Source organism: Sphingomonas echinoides ATCC 14820 (assembly GCF_000241465.1).
Classification (GTDB): Bacteria; Pseudomonadota; Alphaproteobacteria; order Sphingomonadales; family Sphingomonadaceae; genus Sphingomonas; species Sphingomonas echinoides.
Window position 1 is genome coordinate 2346917 of sequence record NZ_JH584235.1, and the last position, 26935, is coordinate 2373851.

Here is a 26935-nt window from a genome sequence, read left to right on the forward strand (position 1 = left end):
GAAGGTCAGTCCCGGGCGGCGCGAAGGGGCTCGATGCCCCTGAGCGCCGCATGCCGACGCAAAGAAAAAGAGGAGAGGCCCCGGCCGCAGCCAGGACCTCTCCACAAGGGGCTCACGCCCGCTGTGCGGTGCGCTGATGCGCGAGGCGGACGATGTGCAGCGGGACGCCGGCCTGCCGCAGCTTCTGTGCGAGGTTCTGCTGGATGCCTGACCCTTCGCAGATGACGGCTTCAACCGGCTTGAGGTTGAGGATGCGGTCGTTGCGGACAAAGGCGGCGCGGTTGCCCTGGCTCCGGTCAAGCCGGAACTGTATGACCTTCACGCCGCGCGAGGCCGCCCAAGCGTGCGCCACGGCATCGCAGCCCTTGGCCTGAGCCGTGGTCGCAAGGATCATTTCCGGGATGCGCGCCTTGATGCCATCGAGTCCGTTCCAGAGCAGATCGGCATCTTCCCATGCCTGTCCTCCGGAGAATGCCACCACCGGTCCCTCGGGGGCGAACTGCTCGCGCCGCTCCCGGGCACGCGAGGCCAGATAGTCGCGGGCATCGATCATCGAGGCGTTGAGCGCGCTCGACACCCGGCTTCCCCGGACCGGGGAGAATGGTTTGCCGGTCTCGACGCGGTACATTTCGGCGGCGTGGTCGCGCATGCACTCCATGGCCTCGCGGCACCCCTGCAGCGTCTGGCAGAGCAGCTGCGTGTCCTCCAATTCGGTCGCGTAGATTTCTGACGGATCGTAAGCACGGGCGAGTTCTCCCAGCTTCTTCGCAGCGTCGTCCTCCCGCCCTTCGATCCGCTTGGCGACGACATGGAAGCTGTTGGCGAACCCCCAGACCAGATCGGTGGCAAACGGCTCCATGCGCGTGTCGCGCAGCACATCGAACATCGTCTGCATCATCATTTCGACAGCCGCTCGCACCTGCTCCGGATCGGGCATGTCCAGCGCCTCGGGCGCTTCGACAATGCTCAGTTTCGCCATCTCGCTATGCTCGATGAACGCTCCCTCATAGGTCTGGGTCAGGTCTTCATTTTCGCGCGCGGCCGCAATGTGGCTGGCGAGGTCGGCAAAGTTGGTGAAGTTGGTCATGATAGCCTCCATGAATCTCATCCATTCGATGAGGCTTCTCATTCGACGTGCGGCGGTCGTGGCAGTCAGGGACGTTAACCGGGAAGCCGGCGCAGCCGGACCCCGGTTAACGCCGCGCCAGCGGGGAGTGGGGGAGCCGATTTTATCGGGGCCCAGAACGAAGCGAAGCGAGAGTGGCGGGCCGCGCGAAAATTGGGGGAACCGCTCATCCTTGACGGGCTCGGATCCCCGCACGTCATATCTAGGCATTCAGAGAGAGAGATTTTTTAAGGTACCCCCTCGCCCCAAGGGCCACCGCAAGGTGATCGTTACCCGCAGGGCGAAGACCCGGGCACCGGGGCTTCGGGAGGCGTTAGCCGAGTAGAGCGCCGGTCCCGGCCGCGGCCGGGATGCGCCGACATATGCCGCCCCGGCGGAGGAAGGACGAAATATGAAGGCCGAGCTCCAGACAAATTACGAGGCGCGACTGTCGCGCTATGCGACACTGCTCCATGCGAACGAGCCGCCGGGGCTCGTCGCAAAGCTCGCCATATACCGCCAGCTCCTTCGCCAGCGCGAGATCCATGGCGAGAAGCTCTGGAAGATCGAGCCGATGCTCTATCCGCTGATGCACTCGGCCGAGATCGATCTCCATCTAGCAGCGGCGCGTCTGCTCGAAGATCCGGGCCGATCGGAAGGAAGCATCTTCGCTTTCCTCAAATTCTGCGTGACCAACCGTACGCACATCACGTGGAAGGCCGGAACCCCGCCCGCCGAGACGTTCGACGAGCAGGTCGCGCGGTTGGAGGCGCAACGCGCGACCATCACCGCGATCATGGGCCGCCGGGACAAGTTCTTCGCGCACCTCGACAAGCGCTATTTTCGCGAGCCTGAGCGGATTTACGTCGATTTCCCGCTGGAGGATTCGGCCGTCATCGAACTGGTCAACGTCGTGATCGCGATCGTCACCGAGCATCAATGGAAGCTCAGGGAGACGGCAAACTTTCACGTCGCCGAGTTCCTGGAGATTGGGATCGATAATATGGTCCGCAATCTGGAGGCCGGACGCCGCGAGAATTTTCCGGGACAGCTCGATTGAACTTTACGACTGTCGAAGCTGTTGCCGGCATGTCGGCCGCCTTCACTTGCGCTATAGTCGGAGTCGGCGAACAGCCGCCCAGTTGATCACGCGGAATCGCGCGTGGCGAGATGTCGATCCCACGAGGTTCAGCATGGATGAAGCGATGATCAGGGACGCGGCGCGGGCATTGGCCGACAGGCTGAAGGCGCTCCTCGACAAAAGCATGGCGGACGAAATTCGGCTCACGGGCGACGAAGCCTTGCTTGCCCAGGGGTTCGCCGAAAGCGTTGCCGAGCTGCTGGCGCGGCCGGCTTAAAGCGAACGAGAGGCGGCGCCGTAAGGCGCCGCCCCGGGTTGGTCAGAAGAAGTCGATGCTGTTGGCGATGATCTCGCAGCCGTAGCGGCTCACGCCGTCACGGTCTTCCCAGCTCGAATAGTGGATCCGGCCGGAGATCGCGACGACGTTGCCCTTCTCGCGGGTTGCGGCGGATTTGCCGAGGCCGTTGAAGCAGGTGACCTTGTGGAATTCGGTCTCCTTGGCCGTGTAGCCGGTGGCTTCGTCGACGTAGGTCTTGCCGTCCTTGAGCTTCACGCGGTCGGTCGCGACGATGAGGGTGGTGACGGTGCTGCGGGTCTCGGGATCCTTGGCGACGCGGCCGGTGATGTTGACGATGTTCATGGACGTGCTCCTTGTTGGGTCCGACGGCCTTCCCGCCGGTGACACCGAAGAGCGGCGTGCGGGATCGCATCGCACCGGAGCGCTATGCGGAGGGAAACCCCTGGAGGGAGCTGGCGCGGGCAGCCGCGAAGCGGCAACACGGGCGACTGGATGGGGTTGTGATGCGAGACCGTCCGCCGCAGGTGTCAGTCAAAGGCGAAGGAAGGCCGGCGAACCTGACGAGGATAGCTTTGCACCATCAGTCCACTACGGTCTCGGCGATAGTCCGTCCCGCTGTGCGTCGCAGTCTCGTTCACCGGGAGAAGCCGGAAGGCGACATCAGGTTTGGCAGGCCAGTCGCCGATTCAGGGGCGGTCGGTGAGCCAGTTTTCGACGGTGAGCGCGCGGATGCGGGAAAATTCGCCGACGTTGGCCGTCACCAACGTCGCATCTAGTGCATAGGCATGGGCAGCAATGAAGAGGTCGTTCGGACCGATCGGTTTCCCCGCGCTCTCCAACTCGGCACGGATCCCGCCATATTCGGTGTCGGCGGGTACATCGAGGGCGAGCACCTGAACGCTTCCGAGGATTGCTTCGATCTGTGCCAGCAGTCTGGGCGATCCCTTCTTCGCGCAGCCATACCGCAATTCCGCCGCGGTGATGATGCTGACGCATATCGCGTCTGGCCCGACCTCGGCGATGCGCGAGGCGACGATACCGTGAGGATTTCGCGCAAGCTCAGACACGATGTTGGTGTCGAGCATGTAGAGTTTGCTCACAGGTCGATTGCCCTGGCTGGCAGGAGCGTATCGTCGATATCAGGAAATTGGTCGTCGGGTCCGAGCGGCTCAAGGCTTGCGAGCACTTCGAGGATGTCTTTGCGCCTGATCGGCTCGAGCACCAGTCGGTCGCCTTCGCGGTGTATCATCACTCGGTCGCCGGGCAGCTCGAAGTCGGCGGGAATACGCACCGCCTGACTTTTATTGTTTCGAAAAAGCTTCACTTCACGCGAGACTGAAGCCTGAGGATGATTAGCTGCCACGACGGCCTCCTTTGCATATACATCAACATATACATGGTTGGCGAGCATGCAAGTGCGCCGACCGCGCAGGATGACGGATTCGGGCGAACGAAAAACAGGGCCCGCTTCGCCAGGTGAGCGAAGCGAGCCCTGCCAGGATCTACGCGCTGGGTATGGAGCGCGTCAGAGGACGGGTTGTGACCGGTCAGTCGGCCATTTCGGGCGTGCGGCGCTTGCGGCCACCGGGCGTCGCGGGCTCGCTTCCGAACGCGCCGTCGGCCGAAGATTCACCCAGACCGTCGCCACCCGCAGGAGCAGCTGGCTCGTCGGCGCCCGGCAGCGGCGGCAGGCCGTCGTCGGCCGCGACCGTGTCAGTCGGTGCGTCGCGGCGGCGGGTCGGGCGCGACCAGACGATGTTGTACGAGCCGTCCTCCTGGCGGAATGCCGAGACGTAGAGCGGCTTGTCGAGGCTCGGATCCTCGATCTTGCCGTTGAGGAAGCTTTCGCCGGTCGAGTTGGACGATAGCTCGAACAGCGCGCCGACCTGAACCCATTGGCGGGCGGCCGAAAGCGCAAGGATCTCGAACTTTGGCGCGCGCGGGTTGGCGGACTGGACGGTGCGCAGTGCGATCACGATCGCGACGGTGAGCGTCGAGATCTTGCCGGTGTAGGTGCCGCTGGCGTTCTGGGTGATGGTGCCGATGTTCATGGGAAGTCTCCTTGAGTTGTGTTGCTCGAACCCCTTGTCCGAACACACTCTCTCACCCACTCAGCTCCTCGGCCGTTCGGCCGAGTAAGGCGCGCCAGCGCCGCTCCGACGGACGCCTCTTCGGCGCCGTCGGGTCGTTCCTGATCGTCTCAGGGGCGTAAGAAGACGTCAGTTTGTGAGCGGCGTTGCCGGCTTGCGCCACAGCGCGATAATGTCCTGCATCTCTTCGGCGAACCCCAGGCTGTCGATATAGACGGCGCCGCGGTCGTTCTGACCGAGAAAGCCGATGACCGTCGTGATGTCGTTGGCGATAGCAACGTCGAGGCCGAACATATCGGCGATCTCGAAATGGCCCAGGTCCGGGCCGTTCCACCAGGCCATCAGGAAGTTGGCAACGCGACGCGCCTGGCCGGTGTCGGACATCGCGATCGGTAAGAGGCGCGTCAGCGCCGCGCGCGCCGCATCATAATCGGTCGGAATCGAGGTCATCGTCTGTCTCCGGGCGACGAAGCTATAGGTCTGCATCTGTGGCGCAACCGCGAAGTCGATCGGAGGCGGAGTGGTGTTACCAAACGGCTCCTAGATCATCGGTGCGCCGGGCACGCGATGGTGGGCGCTGCCGGCAATGCCGGCGACGCGTGTGGATGAGTGAAGACGGCTCGACGCGAGCGTGGCCGCGAGCGGGAGCGCGTCAACGCATCAGTGGATCGAGCCGAAGAGCGACCGCTTGGCCGCGGCCTGATGGCGGCCGTCTTTCATGCCGGTTGTCTGACGCATTTCAGCGTTGAGCCGCTCGGCGAGGTCAGGGGGCATTTCGACATGGGGCGCGACCACGGCGATCACGGCCTCGGGCGTCAGCATTTCGCCGGGTTCGGTGCCGAGCCAGATCAGGGCTTCACCTTCATCGGGCTCGTCCTCGGTGCGGAAGAACACCTGTGCGAAGAACGTCTGCAGTGGACGGTCCCAACCGACGGTCGCGCGCACGACATGCGGCTGATCGGCCTTGGGCTGAAGGTCATGCCGGCTCATTGGGTCGTCCTCCGGATCCTGTGTTGTACGTGCCGGGCAGCGCCCTCGGCGCTGCTGATCGCCTTGCCGGCCGCCGAGGCTGCCTGGCGCGCGCCGGCCTGCCGAAGCAGAGTACGGGCTTCGCGCAGACGCTCAACTGCTATTGCTATCGCCTGCCCATGTTCGGGCCCGGCCGGTGTAATTCGCCGCATGGCTGGTCTCCGGATTGGGTGTCGGAAAGTTGCGCGACGCTCAGTCGTCGCTGGGGAGCATGATCGTCATGACTCTCACCGTGACCAGCGGGTCAGCCGGGTCCTCGGACCCCCATTCGAGCGTGAGGTCATAATAATCGATCGTGAAGCGGACGGCGTGGCCGGCGACGACGAGGTCGCCGCGCGCCCGCTCGCGAGATTCTTCGGGCCTGAAGACGTATCGCCGAATTGCGGCCATCAAATCGGCCTGGGCCAAAATCTGAGCAACCTTGCCCCTCTCCTCTGCTAAGGTCGCGAGACAGGCGGCGGTGATGACGATGCGGCCGGTCGGATCCAGACCCTGGCGGCAACGGTCGTTGAGCGCGGCGATCCGTAACATTCGGTCGGTCATGCTGCCTCCATCAGGCCGGCGTTGAAGCTCTCGAGCCATTCCTCCATCGTCGGACGCTCGCTCACTGGCACGAGGCCGGCGGCGTCCTGGAAGCGGACAAGCTCGGTCGGCGCGTCGCGGCGGATCGCGTCGACCTCGGCCTCGGAAAGAAGGCGCTCCGCGCGAATGAAATCGGTGATCCTGCCGGGCTTGGTTTTGGTCGACCGGCGCCAGAGACCTTCGACGGTGCGAAGGCGCGGTTCGGCCCGCGCTTCGATGAGGACGATCAGGCGCAGGCACCATTGCGGCAACGCACGCACCTCATCGGGCCGGATCGCGCCGCAGAAAAAGCAGCTCGATTTGGGCGGGACCGGCAGACCGGCCGCTTCGATGCGAGCGATGCAACGGTCGCGCGTCCAGTTCCACTCGCGAAGCGGATAACGACAATTGAAAAGCGGGTCGTCGATAGCTGAGGCGTGGGCATAGCGGCGCGTGTCGGCAGGGGATGCGTCATAGCCGATCAGGCGTGTCACCTTCTGCCCGCGCGCCCATGCGGCCTGAGCTGGCGCCCATCGCTTGAGGAAGGCATCCTGTGGCGCGACCTTCCATTTGAGCGAGCAGCTGTGGCGTCCCAGACTGATGCTGGGGAGCGTCGCATTGGTGAGCACGTTGGCGAGGATCGAATAATATGGAGGCCAGTGCTTGAAGCGTCGGGGCACGTAGCGGACAACCTCATAGGGAATGCGCCGCGCCGCCATCCAGGCGGCGATCAGCTTTTGATATTCATAGGTCTCTGGTTTCTCGGCCCCGGGGTCAGCCGTCAGGACCAGATCCGGCGGCTCGCCGCGCGCTGACAGCTCGACAAGCAGCGCGGTGGAATCGACGCCGATGCCATAGGCGAGGACGATCGGCGCCGGTGCGCCAGCCAGGAGCCTGTCGGGCTGCCTCGGCAAATCGGCGGGTCGGTGGGGAGTCAGGACAGACATTGGGAGGCCTCGGGCTTGAAAGGCGGCAAATCGCCGCCTCTTCAGCCCCCCTCCTCTTGTCAGCGCGCGGGCGATCCCGCGCGTTGGATGGCCTCGGCGGCGCCCTGGATGTCGCCCGTCGCCAACTCGAGCCGGCGCGCGGCCTCCGCCACGCCCTCGCACCCTTCGCCAGAGGCAAGCTCGATCATGAGAAAGGTGAAGGGCGTGGGGCGCGACGTTCCCGCCAGCACAGGCTGCGGGTGGTTTCCATGATTGGGGTCCCTGTCAGAGCAGCCTGGCCTGGTGCCTAAGCTGATCGATGATGGCTTGAGCGAATGCGTCGGCCCCGCCCTGTTCCGTGCAGGGGAAAAGATCGTGGCTGCCGAAGAGCCAGAGCGAGCGGTCCAACTCCATCGCGCAGAGCCAACGAGGCTGGCCCGCGATGTCGACGATCGCGAGCGGCAGGCAGCGCGAGCCGCCATAGGGCCGTGGCTCGACCGGATCGCCAGGGAAACCGGCAAGCGTCCAGAAGCGCCAGCCAAGCGGGGCAACGGGATCAATCGATGCCGAGATTTCGAAGCGGCGGATTTTCGCCGTGAATCTGATCAAGCGGCGCGCTTTCGGGCGCCAATCGCCATCAATTCTGAGAATCGGTCCAAAATGGTGGTAACTGACGAATAGCGATCTTCGAGACGGTGGCGCGCAAGGATCGGGCGCCGTGCCGCTGCGATGTCCTCGGCCTCGGGGCGTGTCGGAAGGCGTGGCGGCCAGCCGGCAACATAGCGCAGGCCCGCCGGCATTGCGGCCTCGATGCGCCGACGCTCCGCCTGGTCGGCCTTGGCGCGGACTATGTCTGAGTGAAGGGCGCGACCGAGCAGGTGCGGTGCGACGTCGGCCAGCCATCGTGTCGGTTGGAACGGGAAGGTCGAGCGTGCCTCGATGCCAACCAGCTCGCGGTAGATTTCGCCATTCGGCGGCGCTGCGGTTGAAGCCTGGAGGTCGTGGAGCGAGGCAAATATGCAGTATCGGCATGACAAGCGGGTCGAGCCCCACTCGGTATACGCCTCGTGCAGCGGGATGCCGAGGAGCTGGTGCGCGCGGAACACGTCGCCGGCCGTCCAGTCGGCGAGCGGATGCCAGAGCGACATGATCGTCCCCTGGCGGTTTCCGGCCTTGGCATGACGGTGATCTGCCTTGGCGACGGGTATCGCGGAGCGGTTGTGACTCTCGTCGCGGCGAAGACCGAGCACCGAGATGATGCGTTCACCGGGAAACATCCGCGCCACCGCCGGGCCGATGACTGCCGCCTTCATCTCCGACTGGCAGAACCGAAGTGAGGCCGAAGACCAGGGGCCTATAAGGTTATAGGTTTCCAGCGCTTCATAGCGCCGCTTGGCGTTTTCGAAGCGCTGGATCCAGCGGTCGACGAGGTCGCCGGCCGCCCGTCGAACAACGGTGAGCGGCATGCCCGCGAGCGCGGCGATGTGCGCCACCGTTGCGGGTGTAGATGCCCATTCGGCCCGGCCTAGATCGGCGTGAATAGCCATGCGTCGCGCGCGCGGATGCCCGAGAAGGTCAAGGTAGAGATTGACCGCGAACATGGCCGCACTGGAATCCTTGCCGCCTGAAACATTGAAGACGATCCGGGCGCCAGCGCGGATCGCACCGATGATCTCCGAGTCGTTTGCCAGATTGGGCATCGCAGAAAGGATCGGCGGCACAGCCGGGCAGGCCGGTACGGACTGATAAACGGCCATCGTAATGCTCCTGCGGTGGGGATCAGGCGAAGAGCCGCGCCGATTGGCTAGTTGGGGCGGCCAGGCGCAATTCGCGCCGAAGACGTGCGGCGAAGCGGTCGGGTGCCAGCAGCTCGTTGATGGATGCCCACCGATTGCGGTCACCGCAGTGATCGTCGCGACCGCGTACCTGGCGGAAGGCAACTTCGGTATCCGGCCCCATGCAACCGAGCGAAAGCCGGACCCAGACTTCCTCGCCGTGCAGCGTGATCTCGCCAGAGACGGCAGGTCCGGCTTTGTTCGAGCGAATGTCGAAGCTGCGCTCGTCTAGTTCCAAGGCCTCGGCGAGGCGGCGCATCGCAGCCCGGCCTTCTGCATGAAAGACGCGCTTGGCTGCCTCGTCATAGCCGACGCCGCGATAAGCGAGCGTGCGCAAAACGGGATGCCGGCGGATCTTTGCGATCTGGTCAATACAGGTCCGGCGCAGGATCGTGTCGTCTGCAGCGCGAGCGCAGACGCCGCCCAGGTGGCGTGCGAGAAGGATAACGGCCGGGTCCGTTTCACTGTCCTTGCCGGCGTTGCGGCAGTCGGTGATGGCCGCATCAATCGCGTGGAGCGCGGCGGCGATGGTGGTCAGTGCGCTGGGATCAAGCGCCTGTTGGTGACGCATTGCGACATCATAGTGCATGGGGTGGGCCTCCGGTCTCGAGCGCAAATCCGCTCGCCCGGCCCCTCCCCCTCCCCTTTTCAATCGATCGCTGGCCATCGGCCAGGAGCGTCCGGCAGAGCGCGCGTCACCCTTCTTGGTGATCCGATGCCTTTGCCAGCAGGACCCGCACGGCCCGTGCAAGACCGGCCTCGCCGGTCTCGTTTACGATCTCGATGTCCGGTTTTTTGGCCCGTATTGCAGCGATGAGCGTTGCCGCGGGCCGGCCTTTCAACGGATAGGTATAGACCTCCCCGTCCTCGATCGTGATGACGTTGGTGCGCTTGCGCCGCCGAAGCAGCCCGAGATGCTCGGCTTCGTCCATCAGGCGCGCTATCTCGTGTTCGAGATCCGGCTCAAACGACATGCCGTGGAACGAGCGCGTCGGTCGGTTGACCCTGAGCCAGCTATTGACCTCGGCCTCGGTGATCGCGCTGACCTGGCGATAGTCGTCCGCGCCGCCATGGCCGCGATTACTCGCGTGGAAGGCGAGCGCACCGTCTATCCATATCTCTGCGGTGTAGCATGGCGTCTCTTCCGAGAGGGCCTTGATGATCCTGAGCTTGTGCAGTTCGATCAACATGGTGTGATCTCCTCTTGGGATGCTGTTGACCGGTTCGCACGAAGCCGCGGGTGTGAGTCCGGGCCGATCGAGCGCGCGATGTGGCCGGCGTAGACGCCGCAGGCGGCCCAATAGGCTGCGATCGGTGGCTTTCCGCTTCGCCAGCTACTCTCTGCGCGCACGCGGGCGTCGCGATGGATGTCGAGCAGTATGTCCCGGAGCGCCTGACGCGCCTCGGGACTGAGCGCCCGCAAACGCGCCACGGCTGGTAAAGCCAGGACCGGATTGCGCACCTCGGCCTTGGTCGACCGCGGACTCACCGGGTTGCGCCCATCAGCGGGTGGACATGGTGATCTTGGTAGAAAGTGTTGGCCATCGCGGGCAGCTCCTCGGCGCAAGAGAGCAGCTTCGACCACTCCCTGATCGGACCTCAAAGCCCCCCTTCCCTCTCAGCCGGCGAGAAGGTCCCGGTAGATGTCAGCCGCCCATTGCTCGATCCACGGCGCAGTCAGCTCGTCATGGTCGAGCTCTCCAGCTTCGATCAGGTCCCGGATTTCAGCGCGCGCTTGAGCGATGGCCGCCTCCCACGGGTCGACGGGTAGCGGGCTGAGGCGGGCTGGCCGGATCTGAGGAAGCTGGCGAGGCCCCTCTTTCAACCGAGCGCGCTGCGCATCGACCCATTGCTCGAGATGATTGGCGACGAACGCGTCGGTCTTGCTGGTGCCACCGCGCAACGCTGCGCGCCGCGCGCCGACGCCGTAAGCCTGGCTGTCGATCGATGCGACGCGGTGGCGATAGGGAAGCAAAAACGGGAGCGCAGTCCCTTTGACCCCAAATGCATGCAGCCGGATTCCTGCTGGCAGGACGCGATCAAGGTGGTCGATCACCGCGATCAGGCCTTCGGGACCATGGATATCGCGTCGGCACATGCTGCCGACGCCCAGCAGCGCTCCCGGGCGAAACAACCCGCTCAGCGCGTCGGCACAGCGCTCATAGTCGGTCGGAGTGCGGCCTTGAATGACCGGCATCATGCTTTCGGCGATGCCGTGGTCGCTGGCAAGCCGCCAGCAGTCGCGATTGGCGCGGATGGTGCGCGACAAGCGATCCGTCACTTCTTCGCGATCGGCGGCGATTTCGTGCTCGACGCAATAGTCAGCGCTTGCCCACCATTGGAAGGGGTGCGCCGCTGCAAGAGCGACATAGTCGGCCAGCGTCCATGGGAAACCACCGTAGCGCGAGGCAGCGACAAAGCCGGCAGAATCGAGACAGAGACCGGCAAGGTCGCCCGCGTTGCCGAGCTGTTCGGTGCGCCAACCGCTCCATTCACGCCAACCTCTTTTGGCAACCCAGCGGGAGAGGCCGTTGGCCGAAATGAGAGCGGTGGTCCGCAGCGCCCGGGCGCGCTGGAGGATGGGACCCTCGCGGAGATGCGGAAGCCCAACGATGATGTCGATCGGCATGATGGCCCTCCGGAGGTGAGCAGTCATGCGCTTGACCGCCGCACGTGTTCATGTTACGTTCCCGCTCGCTGGAGACTTGCGATGAAGAAGACCGTTTTTCACGATCGATTTGATCTCGACATCACGCTGCGAGACGCCGCCTTGGATGCCGACAACCGGCCGACACGTCGCATGATCGCGAACGCAGCCATCGGCATGGACGTTGAGGATGCCTATTACTCGGTTCGTGAGCTTCGTGAGGCGATCGCCTGGACGCACGAGGGCGACCTAGCGGCCAAGCGAAAGCTCGCCGAGATACTCGCCAATGACGGCGCGGACGATTTCCAGCGCTGTATCTATTTCTGTCTTGCGGGTCGGGGTGTGGTCGACATGCTCGACGACCTCGAATGGCTGGAAGATCTGCTGGAGCGTCGTGGACGCGTGGCGGGCGAAATTCGACGGATGAAGGGTCGGTGCATGCCGCTCGCCAAGCCTTATGTGGCGGACGCTCCCGACGGACCGTTGGTCAAGCTCGACGCCGAGTTTGAACAGGGGCCTTCCTGGTGGGCCGATCCCTCGCTGACGGCGTGAGGTCAGACGGACAGGTCAATCTGATCGGCGCTCGCACTGAAGACGCTCTCCACGCCGCCAATTGGAAGGCTCGATCCAGTGTCCGGCTAAAGCCCCTGCCCTTGCATCTTTGGCTTGGGAAAAGGCGGCGGCGTAGCGTGCGGCACGGCGGGGACTGCGAAGATATTGGGCCTCGGGGACGGCGAGCCCGGCACGAATCAGGCGTTCTCCAAGGTCGCTGCCTTCGACGGTCACCGTGGCCACAGGGCGGCCGTATGTGCTTGATGAGGTGAGTCTGATTTCGGCCGTCTTCGAACGAAGCAAGTTCGCGACGAAGTCCTGCGCCGCCTTTCCGCACTGCCAGCAGTCACCGCGGCGTTCGCACTGCTGGCGGCGTTCGAAGGCGTCGACGCCGAGAAGACGGAAGTCGACAGCGACGGTGTCGCCGTCTAGCGCGCGCGCTTTGGCGTTGAAGCTCTGGTCAGCGGCCACTTGGGCCGACGCCCCGCAGCAGGCAAAGACGAGCGCGGCGAGAACCATCGCTCGCATCATGACACGATCTCAACCTCGACATGTGCATCGCGCGATGGCGAAGTTGAGACGTGAAATGGTTGCAACGGATTTCCGGTACGAACGATGCTGACGCGGCCAGGCTGCGCATCAAAAAGCCGGGATGCAACGCGGTGCGCATTTTCACGGCTGCACAGGAGGTAGCGTTTGGGCGACAGCCAAGGTGCTGGGGCAAACATGTCGAATCCTTTTCACAGACATCATGGCCCCGACGCGCGGCCTCAGGCAAATATCGTCTTATGGACTTTGGTCACCGGAACGACCGTCCATTCTCGTTCCATGAAGCGGCTGATTGCATAGCCGATGCTGGTCTCGGGGTCCCGAAAGCTCAGCCGCCGCCCGCGTCTCACCACGATGAATTCGTCCCCGACATGGCCGTCCGTGAATGTTAGGGCTGCGGCGAGCTGGATGCGGTCGCCGTCTTCGATCTTACGGGCACGCCGCTCGAGATTGGTGCGACAGCGCCGGCGCCAGTCGAGCGCGTGCTCCTTGTCGGTCGGGGTCAGGAGATCGAGGATTTGAGCAGGACAGTTGTCCTCACACGGTCCCATCGATTCATCCATGTCCTTGTAACCGAAATGCTCGCCGGTCTTGCTCTTGGGATTCCAGATCACCTTACAGACGATCGCAAAGACCTCTCCGCCAACGCCATCGACCGTGACCTGGGCGGCGGCGTAATACGTCCGGTTCTGCGGGCAGGATGAGGCTAGCAGCTTCAACCCTTTGACGACGCCGTCCACGTCACGGCTGTAGGTGAACTGTGCATCGAGATACGCCTTGGCGGTCGCGTGGCCGCCCATGTGGTAACGCGACATTGTGAGCCAGCCCATGCCGGGTCTCCTTGGTATAAGCTTTGAAAACTACCAGTCGTGGACCTGCAGCGCGTCGATCGGCGCGCAGTAGCGGTCGAACTGGATCCACGTGGCGCCCGCGGCCTCAGCGAGCGTGAGGCAGGCGCGCAGCGAGGACGGCATGGCGTCGCGGCCCGGGGATCGGACCCACACGAACCATCCATATTGCTGCCAGCGCTCGGCGACGATCTGGCCCTGCCATATGTCGGGGACGTCGCGGGCTGCTGTCGGAAGAGGGTTTTCGACAAGAGCATCGAGTTCGCGCGCGGTTTGCTCATCGACATGTCCGGTTGAAAGACATGCGAGCATTTGGATTTCGAGAGTCATGCCAGCCTCCTTCAAGCTGCTTCTGCCAAAAGCTCATCGCCCTCGGCCGATGCCTCGGACGGCGAGGCTGCGGCGGGATCGGCCCCGAAGGCGATCATGTAGTTGAATGCCTGCTCGGCCTTGGACGCCGCGTGGATGATGGCGGTCTTGTCGCCGCGCAGGATACCCAGCCAGTGGCCGACATAGCTGGCATGACTGTCATGCAGCTCGTTCGGGAGACCGAGATGGGCGCAGACCAAACCGCTGCCGATCTCGGCAACCAGTTCCTCGAAACTATAGGCTTTGTCGCCGAACCGTTTCCCGAAAGTGCGCGCCAGGCGCTTGGTGCCGCCGGTCCAATGGGTGGTCTCGTGCGCCCGGACCGATGCGTAATGGTCCATCGTCCGAAAGGTCCGCTGATGCGGCATCTGGATGTAGTCGAGGGTGGGCGTGAAAAAGGCCTGATCCCCGCCATGCCGGACCTCGGCTGGGATTACCTCGAAGAAGGCATCGATCGCCGCCTGATGCTGCGAAGGATCGATCGGCGCCGGATCTTCGATCGCCGGATAGTAATGAGCTGGAAGGCCGTCGATCTGGTCGGCGTTGAAGACGATGTAGTGGCGCAGGAAGCGAATGCTTCGCTCCTTTTCGGCACCAGTGACAGGGTTCGCCTCGGTCTTCTTGAAGCTTGAATAATAGACCGACAGTGAGCCGACCTCACCGCGGCGGACATGGCCACCGAGCGCCTCGGCCTGGCGGTACGTCATCCAGTAGCGCGACCGGTACCCTTGCGCGTCGCCGATCGCCCAGAGGTAAAAAGTGTTGATGCCAGTATAGGGCGTGCCGCAATGACGGAGCGGCCGGCCACCGCTTCCCTGGACGCGCCAGGGACGACTCCAGGGCGGAACGCCCTCCTCGAGCTTCTTGATGATAAGGTTGGTGATCTCTGCCGCGACATCGCGGCTCGGTTTCGCTGTAGCGGACATGACGATCAGCTCCGGAAAACGGGCACAAGGGGCCGCCGGTGCTGTGCATCGGCGGACTGGTGCCCAGCAGGAGGACGAGTGATGGGGCGGGAACCGCCGGCACGCCGCCGGCCCCGCCCCGCTCAGCGGTCAGGCAGCGGGTTCGAGCACCTCGTCGCCAGCCTGGGACGAGTCAGCGGCCGCGTCGGCAACACCGCCCGAATCGTCTTCGTCATGTTCTGCCTCATCGGCCTCGATGACGACGTCCTCGGGCTGCCTGTCGAGGAACCGCATCGCGTTTGGTACCCAGGCGAGGGCCGCTTCCTTGACCTCAGCTTCGACGATTGTGTCGCCTGCGAAGAGCTTCTCGCAGCTCGCTGAGATCTCGGTCTTTTTGAGCGAGGCATGCCGGCCGCTGAGCGCGGGCCCGCCCACTTCGTCGAGAAGGCTGAGGATACTGCCCTTGTTCACCCGGTCGAAGAAGTTCTCCGACGTCGGGCGCCACCAGCTGGCGACATCGATTTCGAGGATCGATGCCAGTCGGTTGTGAAGGGGGATCTGCTCGTTGCTGATGCCCGGCTTCGCCTCGAGCGAGATCGCCACGATGTAGGCAAGCCAGTTAGCCTTGCTGTCATCGTCGAGCGCCCGGAAGCCCTCGAAGCGTTCGACTTCGTTTTCGTGCTCGGTCCAGCCCGCGTCGAGACTTTCATGAGCCTCCGCCAGATAGTCCCGCGCGCGCGACGTGGGCATGTCGCCGGTGTTCGGGTCCTGCGGCCCGCTCGCGCGGATCGTGGTTCCGTATTTCGTCGAGTTGTAGGTGTAGCGGCTCGACGTCTTGGTCCGGGCATCGACCATCACGAACAACCCATAGTCGAGCGCCAGTGCGGGCTGGGCGAGGAGGCAGGACGCGAGAATGTCACGGCGTTGCATCGCCAGTTCGTCATAGAGGCGGGAGCTGAGCGGCTTGCCCCCCGGCGCCACGGCCTCGGGGCGATGGCTCGGCTCGGACGGCTTGGGGCCGCCGATGCGGAAACCACCTGACGACCGTTCGCCATCCTCGCCCTCGCTGCCCTCGTCGTCAGCGGGCTCCTCGCTGAGGATCTGCTGCTCGCTGTAATATTGGGTGTCGAGTACCATCGCACCCTGCGGCGTGAGGAGCAGGAACGCGCCGACATGCGCTTTCAGTTCGTCCGGGAGAACGGGTGCGCGGTTCTCGATCGCCTCGGCCTCCTGGATCAGGCGATCATCTTCCTGGTCGAGCAACTTGAAGTCTTCTTCGAGGAGAGACTCGTCCTGCATCTCGGTTTCGAGCTCGGAACGCCGCTCGTCGATTGCGGTCAGGCGAAGCGCCTGTTCCTCAGTCAGGTCGGGCTGGCGAAGGATGGCCCGATAGAGACCGTGCGCCGCATTATGCGCGTAGTTGCTGGCGATCGGTCGGATCCATGCAAGACCGGTCTCCTCGCCGACGCGCTTGGCCTCGGCTTCCATGATCTCGCCGGCGAGCCGATGCGCGATCTCGGGATCGACCCACCGGTCGTTGCCGTCGGTGAACAGGTCGCCATCGATCTTGCCCCCCGCGTCAATATAGCGGGTCTCGCCGACCAGAATGGCGATCGGGTCATTCGCCTTCAGGGTCTCGTTGGCGATGACGCGACGAATCGTGTCAGCGTTCACATAGCTGTTCTGGTAGTTGTTCCAGACCAGAAGCTGCTTCTCCTGGTTCTCGGTCGACGCATAGGCCTTGGCGACGTCGAGGGTGATTTCACCGGAGCTCAAGGCTTCGAAGATCGGCTCGGCAAGGGCGGCGAGACGGAGGCGTCCTTCGACGAAACGACGCGTGACGCCGAATCGCTTGGCGACAGCATCAATATCGCCACTCGTTCCGATGAAGTGCTGGAACGCGCGGCATTCCTCGGCCGGCGTCATTTTGAGCTGCTGGAAGTTGGTCGCCGTCGAGGTTTCGGAGAGCGTCGCCTCATCGGCCTGAAGCACCATCACGGGCACGTCATAGTCGTCGGCCTTGATCGTGCCTGCGTCGGCGAGACGCTGAAGCGCGCGAAGGCGGCGGCCACCATCGAACACCTCAAAGGTGCCGCGTGGTTTTTTGGCCGGCGTGACGAGCAGGTTCTGGAGAACGCCTCGCGCCTCGATATCGGCCGCCATCTGCGGAATCTGCAGCTTTTCTTCGGGCAGTCGGCGGACATTGATTGGCGAGAGACGGAGCTTGTTGAGCTTCATGGTCTGGATCACTGGAGTAACTCCTTCTGGCATCCGGCACATCCCGGACACCACTCCCGATCCCCCTTCCCTCTTTCCCAGGGTGCCTTGAGACGATGCCGAAGGCCCCCATGGGTCATGCGTCAGCGAACCCGCGCGTAGCGGTCGGAACCAGCGGCCAGACTAATGGGGAAAGGTGTTGCGAACCCGCCTAAGGTCGCCGTCATCGCGTTGGGGCGACCTGCCTAAAACCCGACGCGTTGGATGTAGCGCTCGAAGTACTGAACTTCGTTTCGGTCTTGCTTGGTGTCCCCCTCAAATCCTAAGCTGGTCATCAACCGATGGGGGAGCCGCGGATGACGGGCAGACGCGGACTATCACCCATCATTTTTGTCGGTCGTCCCGACCTGATCGATCTCGCTGACGACGTCGAATACGAACATCTTGGCGATGCGCTGAATGAAGCAGCGAAGACGGCGACCGAGATTACAATACTCGGCGGCTTCTACAGTGTTGAACCGCTTATCGCGCTCTGTCGAAATGTACCCCCGGCAAAGCGGCGGACCTGCCGGATTAGGATCGCAGTTGGCCTCGACGCTGCCTCATCCATTCCTAAGACGTGGGAGGACATGCGCCGGCTGAGGAAGGCTTTGATCGATCTGCGCTTCGTCGACCCTATTGTTTCAATCGTCGACAGCAAGCCGGTCCACTTCCACACCAAGCTCTACCGTTTTCTGCACACGACCCAACCAATGTGGTTTGTGGGTTCGGCGAATCCGGGCAGTAGCCGGCACGAGTTGATGGTGCGCTTTGCGGGACGGCACGACGCGCTATCCTCCTATGTCGCGGCCGCTTTCGCCAAAGCCGCTGATGTCAGCCGTACCAAGCCGACCAGCGGAATTGCTTCCTTGCGCGATTTCATCATGACCGGTGTCCTTTGTCACAAGCCGCCGGTCCACCGACTCTTCACCTTCAATGCATTCCACATCGAACCCGAGCATCGCGAACAGCTCGCTGCTGCGCTGGCGGGCTCGTCGGGGGTCAGCCATGCCAGCCCTGAAACCAAGGGATTCGGGTTTAATCTCAGGAGCGCCCTGCCCGAGGATATGCAGGATGATCCGTTTATCGTCGGAGCCAAGGCCAGCCGCGTCCCTGTGGCGCGGTATTCGATCGACACGGTTTTTGGCCGGTGGATGCCCGATGCCTATGCCTCCCGCCTCAGACGTAAAGTTGCGCATGAAGAAGCCGCCCGAGCAGAGCGTCTGGTCCGTATCGGTCAGGCTCTACGGCCTCCGGAAGGACAGGCGGCCGTGCGGAACGCGCTTGAGGATCATGTGGTCTCCATGGGTTCGTTTCTCGAGAGGCAGGGGATTGACGCCAGGCCGATCTCAAACCGCGAAGCCCGCTTTGGCAAGTTCCTGGCGAATAGAGTTAGGAGCTTGACTGACCCGGACACTGTCCAGCGCTACGCTCGATCCGTTGTTATGACGGACATGCCGGATATTTGGGCCGATGGTACTGCGGTTGAGGATTTCATAGAATCCTTCTTCGATGATTTCGCCTATCGGGCGTCGGAAGCAACGCGTCCGATCATCGTGAAGTCGATTCTCGAATGGCTCGATGACCCCAGTTTGGCGGCGTCGGTGGATTTTCGCGAAGCCATGGAGAGTGGTCTTATCGAGCAGCCGTGGGAGGACGACGATTGGTACCTGCCATGATTTGCGGAGGCCTTTGATGCCTTTCCTCTCAGCCAACCATGTTGTGGTTCGGGGCGTCCAGTCCGGATCGGCGCGGTGGAGATGTTGAGCGCGGAAGACGTGTTCCTGCTCGTGCTCTCGGCGACCGCGTTCCTGGGCGTCGGTGCGTGGGGCTGGACAAAGCCGAAGCTGTGGCTGTGGCGCTGGGCCGACGTTGTCTATTATCCACTGGCGGCGCTTGGCATCGTGCTGCTTTTCCTCAGCAACGACATCAATCGGACCCTGCTCAAGATCGAAGCCAATCGGACGGCCACAGAGGAGGCGTGGCGTGCGCGCGCCAATCCGCAGCCGAACGTTGAACTTCAGCCGACGCCGGCAGCCCTTTTATCGGCGCGGTTCGACTGGTTTGCGTCCGTGCGCAGCCTCGGCGAGGTCTGCGAGGGGAGCACGACGCCGGGCTGCGGGGCGCATAGCGAGCATGCCAGAGCGATCAAAGCGGTGTTCGGCGAATTCGCGATTCCCCTCACTGAGGACCCGGTCGCACTCGCTCGCGCGGAGGATCGCTTTTGCCGGGCCGGATTGGCGTATGTCGACAGGCTTGCGGAAGATAGCAGCCTCTCGCTCGGTGCATTCGACAGGCTGAAGACCGCCCTTGGGCAATTGTCTAAGGGTGGTGATGAGGCAATGCTGAAAGCGGCACTGGCGCGCAATATCGCCCATGACCGCCAGATTTTCGACAGCATGTCTGATGCCCAAGAGCGCGCGATTGCCGAGCCGTTTATCAGCGTCCAATCGGAACACGCAGTCGTTCTGCTCGGACAGCTGAGCTGGTGTGCTAGCCGGGACGATCGGACCGCAGAGGGCCTGAAAACACTTGATGCCTGGCAGGCAGAGGAACAGAATCGGGCGCGCACCCGAGCGAAGTTCGCGCGCGATCTTCAGGCGGCTAAGGACAACAAGACGCCCACCCCGATCCAGCAGAACAGCCGGAAACTGCAGCAACAACTCTGGCCGTATATTCTCGTGCTCGCGCTCTCGATCAAATTCGGGAAGGCGATTTCAGCCGTGGCCGACGATCTCACCAAGGCCGCCAAGCGCCTCTTGCAGGTCGGCAAACGCGCCCGGCACCTGGTAGGCATAAGCGTCGCGAGATTGCGTCGCCGCCGCGAGACTCCCCCCGCAGTTGCGGCTCATTGCGGTGAGGATACTGATCCTGCTCGAAGCGAGGAGGATCGATTGGCCACGGACCAACCAGAAGCACCCAAGCAGATTGGCTGATGGCGAGCTATTAGAGCCACTCGACGCACGAAAGCGCAAACCGTCACCGAAGGGTTCGACGGAAGAAAGCCAGCATTTCACGCCAACCGTGCTCTGCCGCCGTCTCGTCATAGACGGGGAAGTCGGGCTTCATCCATCCGTGCGCGGCAGGGTATGTCTCGCTGCGATAGCTGACGCCTGCCTCGTTCAGAGCGTGCTCGAATTGCTCCGCCATCGCGGGCGGATAACTGCCGTCATTCTCGGCCACAGCGATGTAGAGTTCCGCGTCCAGGCGGGTTGCATAGGAGTGTGGGCTGTCGGGGGCCTCGGTTGCCAGATTGCCGCCGTGGAAGCTCGCGACCGCGGCGAAGCGATCGGGTCGGGTGCCAGCTGCTGCGATGGCCATACCGCCTCCCATGCAGAAGCCGACGGCGCCGACCTTAACACCCGCGACCTCCGTGCGGCTGTCGAGAAAAGCGAGGAGCGCATCGGTGTCCTCAGCGGACCTCGCATTACCTGTCGTTGCCATGAGTGGGCCAAGGATCGCCTTTACATCGCCCTTGAACACCTCCTTGGGGTCAAGCGGGCCATAAGGCCCATAGCGATAGAAAAGATCAGGCAGCAGCACGACGAAGCCCGCTTCCGATAAGCGCGCCGCCATCGCGAGCGTAGCCGGCCGGATGCTGCCGGCGTCCATGTAAAATATGATGGCGGGTGCCGGGGTCCCATCGTCAGCCGTAAACAGGTCGACCGACATTTCGCCGCTGCGAGTCGTGATTATTGCCTGCTCATGAGCCATCATCTTTAGTCCTGAGTTGGTCGGGCGAACTGCCAGCGCCGGTGGACTTATTTCTTAGGGATGCGAGAGGCTCGGGAAAGCGGAAAGTCGCTGCCGTCTCATGGATCAGCCGCCTGCGGACATGACACAAGTGAGAATTTCCGTCGCGGTCGGCACTGGAAGGAAGACGCGGGTGCGGTACTGGATAACTTCGGTAAAGCAGCCGATCGACTTGAGCCATGGGATCTGTTGTGACGGCGCGCCGACCAGCTCAATCCGGGGGGTACCGTTCACCAGAGCACGCCTGATGGTCATCGGGAAGGGTCGCGAGAGATCGACGGCGCGGCCGGAAAAGGCGGATTTGACGATGTCCTGCGGTGGCAGGTTCTCCGCCCGGTCGATGCCCAGTTTGGTGAAGAGCTGAACGACATGCTCGTCGAAGACGAGACGACCGAGCCAGCTATTGCCGGCCTTGTCGGCGATGCGGTTCACGACCAGATGATCACTCGGCAGCGCGGACCAGATCGGGAGCAGGAGGCCCGTGGCGAGACGAACCGTCTCGGTGTCGATCTTGTTCGCCGCTTCCTCGGCCTCCTCGCGCCATTTCGCGGAAAAGACAGCTCGGTCGAGCAGGGTCCAAGCGCTTTCGAACAGCTCGTGCTCGCGCATATATTCACGCCGCGTCGGCCGCATCAACTCGACGCGCGGGATCGGCGTTCCCTCCTTCTCCTCCATGAGAGCGCGGGCCTTTGTCTGGAGGGCCACCTTTCCGGATTTGGTATTGATAAGAAATTCGGCCGTCGCGTCGTTGTCGGCGATATGCAGGATCCGCTCGAGCGAGACCGGCACACGTCGATGTTCGATCTCGATCGTCAGCAAGTGCGATGTTGCACCGCTGACCGGATCAGTGCGCAGCAACGTGTCCTCGATCAGAGTGGCCTTATCGACAAGGATGGTTTCGACCCCGACGTCGAGGCGACCCGCCTCGCGCGCGGCCGAGACGCGGGTCTCCACGAGCGAGAGGAACTCGTCGAAGATCTTGTTTTGCAAACCGATCGGCAAAGCGAGGATGCGGTTGAGCCATCGCTGAATAGGCGGCAGCTCGTCCTTCATCACCCCATCCTTGTCGCATAATTCGAGGCCGGTCCGGCTTTCGAATTCGGCATGGCTGACGCTTGTGAGCTTGCCCCCGACCAACAGGTGGAACCAGCTCACGAGCGCCGCACAGGCATATTCGCTCTCGAGATTGTCGGCAGGATCGAACAGGTTCTGGCCGCCTGTCTGTCTCTGCCCGCGTGTGAGGGCTCCAAGGCTGTCCAGCCGGCGAGCGATCGTGCTCGTAAAGCGAAGCTCGCCTTTGCAGTCTGTCGTAACCGGCCTGAACAACGGGGTGCTGGCCTGGTGCGTCCGATGGGTACGGCCAAGACCCTGGATCGCGCGATCGGCGCGCCAGCCTGGCTCGAGCAAGAGATGCACCCTTTGCTCCTGGTTCACGACGTCCTTGGACGCGTGATAGGATCGCCCGGTCCCCCCGGCATCCGAGAAGACGAGCATCCGTTTACGGCCCTCCATGAAAGCCGCGGCCTCGGCTTGGCTGGTCCGCGTCGATCGGGTCTCAAGCTTCTGGCGGCCGCCGGCCGACGAAATCAGACGCTTGGTGCGCCCCGTCACTTCGGCGACGCGGTCGTGACCGAAATGCTCGAGGAGGCCGTCCAGCGCGGACATGATCGGCGGGAGTGCGCAGAGCTGCTCGATGAGTTGGTCGCGCGCGGCCTCGGCCTCGGGATTGTAGACCGGGTTGCCATCTTCGTCCTCCATCGGGACCGACCGCGGGGTGCCGGTATCATCGGTGAAGACGCGCATCTGCCGGGTGGGGAACGCCCGCTCGAGATAATCTATGACATATTCGCGAGGCGACAGATCAATCTCCAGGTCCGCCCGCTCGTCGGGGCTGAGCGCGCCTAGCCGGCGGTCGAGGATCGATTCTGCTGTCGTCACCAGTTGCATCACCACCGATTGCCCGCTCTCGAGATGGTGCTGAGCGGCAGCAATGACGGTCGGCAGCTTCATCGAGAGCAGAACCTGGCCGAAGAACCGCTGTTTAGTCGACTCGAAGCGGGAGCGAGCAGAGGCTTTGGCGCCGCTATTCAGCGTCGCGTTCTCCAGGCCGTCGACGACAGCCGTCAGTTCGAGGGCCTTTTCCATATTCTGATGGATGATCGACCAGGCATCCGCATAGGTGTCGTAGATCTCGATCTGGGCCGGCGTCAGCTCGTGCCTGAGAATGTCATATTCGACACCGGCGAAGCTGAGCGCGCGCGCCATGTAGAGGCCTGTCGCCTTCAGGTCGCGAGCGACCAGCTCCATGGCCGCGATACCGCCCTTTCGGATGCTGCTGATGAACTGCTCACGGTCGGGAAAAGCCGTTTCTGGGGACCGGTGAGAAAAGGCCCAAAAACGTACGCTAAGCATCACGTCCAGCCTCAGCGGCTGCGGTGGCCAATGCTTCCCCCTCCGGCCGCCACCAGTGCGACGACACCCGACAGGATGTATGCGATGAGGACACGCGCTGGTCCAAGCAGGCCGCCAATTGCAAACCCGCTACCCTCGCTGATGCGGGTTCCAGCACCATAAAGCGCGGCGGCGCGGCCGTGGAGCTCGGGCCTCACAGTGGTATGTAGGATCGTGCGAACCGATACGTTGTAGATGGCATTGCCCGCACCGCCGATGAGGAACGCCATGGCGACGACCGCCAGGGGAAGCGATGGGGCGAGCGCACCGGTCAGACCTATTGCCAGAAATGAAGCCGCGATGCTTCCCAGTCCGACAAGGGCCGTCCAGCGGGCGTTACGTTCGACATAGCCACCCGCGGCCCATGCAGAGATGAGATAGGCTCCTGCCCAGACGGCAATGAACGCCCCGTATGCGAACGGACCTCGGCTGAGAACGTTGGTTACGAGAAACACATAGACACCGTCCGCAATCGCGAGCGCCATAATAACGACCCAGAAACTGGCGAGCAGAAGCATGATGCGTCGCTGGCGGGCAATCGGCGCATAGCCCCGGAACACGGCCACCGGCGTCCAGCCAGGATTGTCGGCATCGGGTGCGCCCGGCCGGCTGAGGTGGGAGAGTACGATGACGAGCCCAAGCAGCAGGAAGCTGGCTGCGTCGAAGAGAAGCGCAACTGCGGTACCGCCGGACGCGACCAGCAGCCCACCCGCGAGCGGCCCGAACACGGAGCCGCCGCCACTCGCGAACTCGGTCGCGGCATTAACGCGGGCAACCGAAAGCCCGGCCGGCCGGCCCACGATCGGTACCAGCGTGAACGTCGCGGCACCGCTAAACGCGAACAGGAAGCTGAGCATGGCCGCGCCGGTGAGCGCTGCGGTCACGCCTCCTGTGAACGCGATCACGCCCGAGACGAACGCCTGCGCCAACGAGGTCGCGGCGAGGATTTTTGCAGCATCGTGGTGATCGACCAGCTTGCCCGCGTACGGCGCGACCAAAGCACCGGGCAGCAGAAGCGCAATCAGCAGGGCTGCTATTTGCGGACCAGAGCCGGCCGGAGCTACCCGGAACACGAGCGCCACCTGCGTAATCTCATCGCCGATGGTGGATGCGAGAAGCACACCGAAGAGGAGACGTTCAAACCCTGGGCGAAGCGCAATTGTCTCAGAGATCGGTTGGCTCACGACGTGCGGTTTCGTCGAGCAAGCAGCTTCTCACCGTCCGGTCTAATCCGCCCATCGGGCGTGACATGCCGGTAGAGCGTCTGCCGAGTGACGCCCAACTCGGCACATAGCTCGGCAACTTTGGTTTCAGGCTTTCCCATAGCCGCCTGTGCAAGCCGTAGCTTGGCCGGTGTCATCTTAAACGGTCGTCCGCCCTGCCGGCCGCGGGCACGCGCGGACGCGAGCCCCGCCTTGGTGCGTTCGACGATCAACTCGCGCTCGAACTCCGCCAGCCCTGCGAAGATGGCGAAGATCAGTCGGCCGTTTGCGGTGGTGGTATCGATCGAAGCACCTTCACCAGTCAGCACCTTTAGTCCGACTCCGCGTTTGGTGAGGTCGCCGACTGTGTTCACCAAATGCCGCAAATCGCGCCCGAGCCGGTCGAGCTTCCAAATGACGAGTGTATCGCCAGAGCGCAGCGCCTTGAGACCGGCCGCAAGCCCGGGACGATCATCGCGGCGGCCTGAAGCCGTATCCTGATAGATGTGGTCGGGATCGACGCCAGCCACCAGCAGGGCATCGCGCTGCAAGTCGTGGAGCTGGCTGCCGTCGGCTTTCGAGACCCGCGCGTAGCCGATGAGTGTTGTCACATATACGTCCGTCTGCGTGACGGAGCGGCATTGCCCGTCGATCGATCGCCATAATGTCACATAACCCGTATTGTGGTCTACGCTCCGTGAACAGGGCCGCTTCCCTGTTGCGTGACGAACAGGAAGCCGATGCCGTCCAGGACCATATTGTCGCCCGCGCAGCGCAGCGCGATCTTCGATCCGCCTGCCGACCGAGCTACGATCGAACGGCTCTATACGCTCGGCCCCGAAGACCTCGGACAGGTGTCGCGGCGCCGGCGCGGACCGAACCGGCTCGGCTACGCGGTGCAGCTCTGCTACCTGCGCCATCCGGGGCGTGCGCTGCTGCCGGGTGAGGCGGTGCCTGCCGCCATGCTGTCGCTGCTCGCCGACCAGATCGGTTGCCGAACCGACGACTTCGCCGATTATTCTGCTCGTGCGACTACGCTGCGCGAGCATCGCGCGGAGATCGAAGCGTATCTCGGTGTGCGCGCCTTCGACCGAACTGACGTGCGATCGATGCTGGCGCTGGGATCGGAGATCGCCACTTCGACCGATCGGGGCGAGGCAATCGTCGCCGGCATGGTCGATCGCTTGCGGCTCGACCGGATCGTGCTGCCTGCGGCATCGACGCTGGAACGTCTCGCCCTCATCGTGCGGGCGCAGGCACGCAAGGCCGCGCATACCGGACTGATCCGCGACTGCTCGGCCGATCAGGAAGCGGCGCTAGAACGCCTGATCGCATCCGACGACAATGGCCGGACCCGCCTTGGTTGGATACGCGAATGGCCGGAAGCCCCATCGGCCGCAAACCTGAAGGGGATCATCGAACGGCTCGACGCGGTGCGCGGCATCGGGATCACAGCCGATCGGGCGCGGCGTATCCATGCCGCTCGCTACGCCGTCATCGCACGGACCGCCGGCATCATCACCGCGCAGCACTTTCGCCGCCTCGAACGTCCGCGCCGGCTTGCCATGCTGGTCGCCTCCATGATCGAGATGGAGGCGGCGCTGACCGACGCCGCCCTGGTCATGGTCGAGAAGATGGTGGGAGCGCTGTTCCGCCGCGCCGACCGCACCCGATCCGACCGGCTGCTCGGGCAGGCACGGATGCTGAAGGACACCGCCCGCTTCCATGCGCGGCTCGGTCGCCTGCTGGTCGATGCCCGCGCGACCGGTCGCGATGCGTTCCGCGCCATCGACGAACGCATGGGCTGGGACCAGTTCGAACGCAGCATCCGCTTCGCCGAGGGTCTCACCCGCTCGGCCGACGATGGGTTGGAGGAGGTGGTCGAGCGTTACCCTGCGGTCCGCCGGTTCGCACCGGCCTTCCTCGCCGCCTTCACCTTCCGCACCGCAAGGTCGGGCGACCCGCTGCTCGGCGCGATCGAGGCGCTGCGAACGATGTACCGCGACGGCCGCTCGGTCCTGCCGAAGCGACTGCCGACCAGCTTCATCAAGCCGCGCTGGCGCAAGGTGGTCCAACCGACCGAAGGTACGATCGACCGCCGCGCCTACGAGATCGCAGTGATCGTCCATCTGCGCGAACGGCTCGGCTCCGGCAGCATCTGGGTGGACGGCAGTCGCGCCTATCGCACGCTCGACGATTACCTGCTGCCGACCCCTGCGTTCGACACGATGCGCGCCGATGGCAACCTGCGCCTGGCCGTGCCGTCCGGTTTTGCCGAATGGTATGAGGAACGTCGTACCCTGCTGACCCGGCGCATGACCGAGGTGGAACGGGCAGCGGCGACGGGCGAATTGGTCGATGTGACGATCGAGCGCGGGCAGTTGCTGATCTCGCCGATCCGGCGATCCCCGTCGGACGATGCCGAGGCACTGAAGGCCCGTCTCTACGCGATGCTGCCGCGTGTGCGGATCACTGACC

Annotated in this window: 29 protein-coding genes and 1 pseudogene; 6 read left to right on the top strand and 24 right to left on the bottom strand. The window is 63.6% G+C overall.

The features are described 5' to 3' along the window. Positions 1-112: 112 nt before the first annotated feature. Positions 113-1087: a DUF2493 domain-containing protein gene (locus tag ON00_RS10995; RefSeq protein ID WP_029622706.1), complete on the bottom strand. Its 975-nt coding sequence runs from the start codon at positions 1085-1087 to the stop codon at positions 113-115. 430 nt (positions 1088-1517) lie between these two features. Here ON00_RS10995 and ON00_RS11000 point away from each other — a divergent pair, with 430 nt between their 5' ends. After that, positions 1518-2165 carry an AbiU2 domain-containing protein gene (locus tag ON00_RS11000; RefSeq protein ID WP_010405786.1) on the top strand — a complete coding sequence of 216 codons (648 nt, stop codon included), beginning with the start codon at positions 1518-1520 and terminating at the stop codon, positions 2163-2165. Between the two features lie 133 nt (positions 2166-2298). Continuing rightward, on the top strand, positions 2299-2463 hold the full coding sequence (locus ON00_RS20900; protein ID WP_169313331.1) for a hypothetical protein: 165 nt from the start codon (positions 2299-2301) through the stop codon (positions 2461-2463). 42 nt (positions 2464-2505) lie between these two features. Here ON00_RS20900 and ON00_RS11005 read toward each other — a convergent pair whose 3' ends face one another. The 14 genes from ON00_RS11005 to ON00_RS11065 all read right to left on the bottom strand — a co-directional run bounded on the left by ON00_RS11005 (position 2506) and on the right by ON00_RS11065 (position 11554). Then, positions 2506-2826 carry a single-stranded DNA-binding protein gene (locus ON00_RS11005; RefSeq protein WP_010405787.1) on the bottom strand — a complete coding sequence of 107 codons (321 nt, stop codon included), beginning with the start codon at positions 2824-2826 and terminating at the stop codon, positions 2506-2508. Positions 2827-3170: 344 nt separating this feature from the next. Further along, on the bottom strand, positions 3171-3569 hold the full coding sequence (locus ON00_RS11010; protein ID WP_010405789.1) for a type II toxin-antitoxin system VapC family toxin: 399 nt from the start codon (positions 3567-3569) through the stop codon (positions 3171-3173). A gap of 11 nt (positions 3570-3580) precedes the next feature. After that, positions 3581-3895 carry an antitoxin gene (locus tag ON00_RS11015; protein WP_010405790.1) on the bottom strand — a complete coding sequence of 105 codons (315 nt, stop codon included), beginning with the start codon at positions 3893-3895 and terminating at the stop codon, positions 3581-3583. Positions 3896-4031: 136 nt separating this feature from the next. Next, positions 4032-4535, bottom strand: coding sequence for a DUF736 domain-containing protein (locus tag ON00_RS11020; RefSeq protein ID WP_010405791.1), 504 nt, complete (start codon positions 4533-4535; stop codon positions 4032-4034). A gap of 168 nt (positions 4536-4703) precedes the next feature. Further along, the gene (locus ON00_RS11025) at positions 4704-5024 is read right to left on the bottom strand and encodes a DUF7673 family protein (protein ID WP_010405792.1); all 321 of its coding nucleotides are present in this window, start codon (positions 5022-5024) and stop codon (positions 4704-4706) included. 210 nt (positions 5025-5234) lie between these two features. Then, the gene (locus ON00_RS11030; protein ID WP_010405793.1) at positions 5235-5564 is read right to left on the bottom strand and encodes a hypothetical protein; all 330 of its coding nucleotides are present in this window, start codon (positions 5562-5564) and stop codon (positions 5235-5237) included. Between the two features lie 231 nt (positions 5565-5795). Further along, the gene (locus ON00_RS11035; protein WP_010405794.1) at positions 5796-6146 is read right to left on the bottom strand and encodes a DUF3768 domain-containing protein; all 351 of its coding nucleotides are present in this window, start codon (positions 6144-6146) and stop codon (positions 5796-5798) included. Next, positions 6143-7111 carry an adenine nucleotide alpha hydrolase family protein gene (locus ON00_RS11040; RefSeq protein ID WP_010405795.1) on the bottom strand — a complete coding sequence of 323 codons (969 nt, stop codon included), beginning with the start codon at positions 7109-7111 and terminating at the stop codon, positions 6143-6145. Before ON00_RS11040 ends, ON00_RS11035 begins: the two co-directional genes overlap by 4 nt. A gap of 59 nt (positions 7112-7170) precedes the next feature. After that, entirely contained in the window at positions 7171-7299 is a 129-nt protein-coding gene (locus tag ON00_RS21330; RefSeq protein ID WP_269430337.1) for a hypothetical protein, read from the bottom strand. Positions 7300-7375: 76 nt separating this feature from the next. Continuing rightward, positions 7376-7699 carry a hypothetical protein gene (locus ON00_RS11045; protein ID WP_010405796.1) on the bottom strand — a complete coding sequence of 108 codons (324 nt, stop codon included), beginning with the start codon at positions 7697-7699 and terminating at the stop codon, positions 7376-7378. Further along, the gene (locus ON00_RS11050; protein ID WP_010405798.1) at positions 7696-8847 is read right to left on the bottom strand and encodes a phosphoadenosine phosphosulfate reductase domain-containing protein; all 1152 of its coding nucleotides are present in this window, start codon (positions 8845-8847) and stop codon (positions 7696-7698) included. Before ON00_RS11050 ends, ON00_RS11045 begins: the two co-directional genes overlap by 4 nt. A 22-nt stretch (positions 8848-8869) precedes the next feature. After that, a complete protein-coding gene (locus tag ON00_RS11055; RefSeq protein WP_010405799.1) occupies positions 8870-9514 on the bottom strand; it encodes a hypothetical protein in 645 nt (214 codons plus the stop codon). Positions 9515-9620: 106 nt separating this feature from the next. Then, positions 9621-10115 carry a hypothetical protein gene (locus tag ON00_RS11060; protein ID WP_010405802.1) on the bottom strand — a complete coding sequence of 165 codons (495 nt, stop codon included), beginning with the start codon at positions 10113-10115 and terminating at the stop codon, positions 9621-9623. A gap of 428 nt (positions 10116-10543) precedes the next feature. Then, the gene (locus ON00_RS11065) at positions 10544-11554 is read right to left on the bottom strand and encodes a deazapurine DNA modification protein DpdA family protein (protein ID WP_010405803.1); all 1011 of its coding nucleotides are present in this window, start codon (positions 11552-11554) and stop codon (positions 10544-10546) included. Between the two features lie 81 nt (positions 11555-11635). On the opposite strand from ON00_RS11065, the gene ON00_RS11070 reads away from it, so the two are divergent. Beyond that, positions 11636-12124, top strand: coding sequence for a hypothetical protein (locus tag ON00_RS11070; protein WP_010405804.1), 489 nt, complete (start codon positions 11636-11638; stop codon positions 12122-12124). A gap of 15 nt (positions 12125-12139) precedes the next feature. Here the strand turns inward: ON00_RS11070 and ON00_RS11075 are convergent, their stop codons facing one another. The 5 genes from ON00_RS11075 to ON00_RS11095 form a co-directional block, all read right to left on the bottom strand. After that, positions 12140-12655 (bottom strand): thermonuclease family protein, encoded by a 516-nt coding sequence (locus ON00_RS11075; RefSeq protein ID WP_010405806.1) that lies wholly within the window; start codon positions 12653-12655, stop codon positions 12140-12142. A gap of 239 nt (positions 12656-12894) precedes the next feature. Further along, the gene (locus tag ON00_RS11080) at positions 12895-13503 is read right to left on the bottom strand and encodes a DUF6927 domain-containing protein (RefSeq protein WP_010405807.1); all 609 of its coding nucleotides are present in this window, start codon (positions 13501-13503) and stop codon (positions 12895-12897) included. 30 nt (positions 13504-13533) lie between these two features. Further along, complete coding sequence (locus ON00_RS11085) at positions 13534-13851, bottom strand: DUF5983 family protein (RefSeq protein WP_010405809.1); 318 nt, start codon at positions 13849-13851, stop codon at positions 13534-13536. 11 nt (positions 13852-13862) lie between these two features. Continuing rightward, positions 13863-14816, bottom strand: a complete 954-nt coding sequence (locus ON00_RS11090; RefSeq protein ID WP_010405810.1) for an ArdC family protein — start codon at positions 14814-14816, stop codon at positions 13863-13865. Positions 14817-14945: 129 nt separating this feature from the next. Further along, on the bottom strand, positions 14946-17045 hold the full coding sequence (locus ON00_RS11095; RefSeq protein WP_010405811.1) for a ParB/RepB/Spo0J family partition protein: 2100 nt from the start codon (positions 17043-17045) through the stop codon (positions 14946-14948). A 323-nt stretch (positions 17046-17368) separates the two neighbouring features. Here ON00_RS11095 and ON00_RS11100 point away from each other — a divergent pair, with 323 nt between their 5' ends. Both ON00_RS11100 and ON00_RS11105 read left to right on the top strand, forming a co-directional pair. Further along, positions 17369-18730 (top strand): phospholipase D-like domain-containing protein, encoded by a 1362-nt coding sequence (locus ON00_RS11100; protein ID WP_029622713.1) that lies wholly within the window; start codon positions 17369-17371, stop codon positions 18728-18730. Between the two features lie 75 nt (positions 18731-18805). Further along, on the top strand, positions 18806-19987 hold the full coding sequence (locus tag ON00_RS11105) for a hypothetical protein (RefSeq protein ID WP_029622714.1): 1182 nt from the start codon (positions 18806-18808) through the stop codon (positions 19985-19987). 43 nt (positions 19988-20030) lie between these two features. Here ON00_RS11105 and ON00_RS11110 read toward each other — a convergent pair whose 3' ends face one another. From ON00_RS11110 to ON00_RS11125, 4 genes and pseudogenes are all read right to left on the bottom strand, one after another. Beyond that, a complete protein-coding gene (locus tag ON00_RS11110; protein WP_245535567.1) occupies positions 20031-20768 on the bottom strand; it encodes a dienelactone hydrolase family protein in 738 nt (245 codons plus the stop codon). Between the two features lie 102 nt (positions 20769-20870). Then, a pseudogene (locus ON00_RS11115) lies at positions 20871-23177 on the bottom strand (strawberry notch C-terminal domain-containing protein); the annotation flags it as partial. 50 nt (positions 23178-23227) lie between these two features. Next, positions 23228-24439 (bottom strand): MFS transporter, encoded by a 1212-nt coding sequence (locus ON00_RS11120; protein ID WP_010405816.1) that lies wholly within the window; start codon positions 24437-24439, stop codon positions 23228-23230. Beyond that, a complete protein-coding gene (locus ON00_RS11125; protein ID WP_029622716.1) occupies positions 24436-25068 on the bottom strand; it encodes a recombinase family protein in 633 nt (210 codons plus the stop codon). The genes ON00_RS11120 and ON00_RS11125 overlap by 4 nt, the downstream gene beginning before the upstream one ends. A 129-nt stretch (positions 25069-25197) precedes the next feature. Here ON00_RS11125 and ON00_RS11130 point away from each other — a divergent pair. After that, on the top strand, positions 25198-26935 hold a 1738-nt coding region (locus ON00_RS11130), incomplete at its 3' end, for a DUF4158 domain-containing protein (RefSeq protein WP_040601641.1).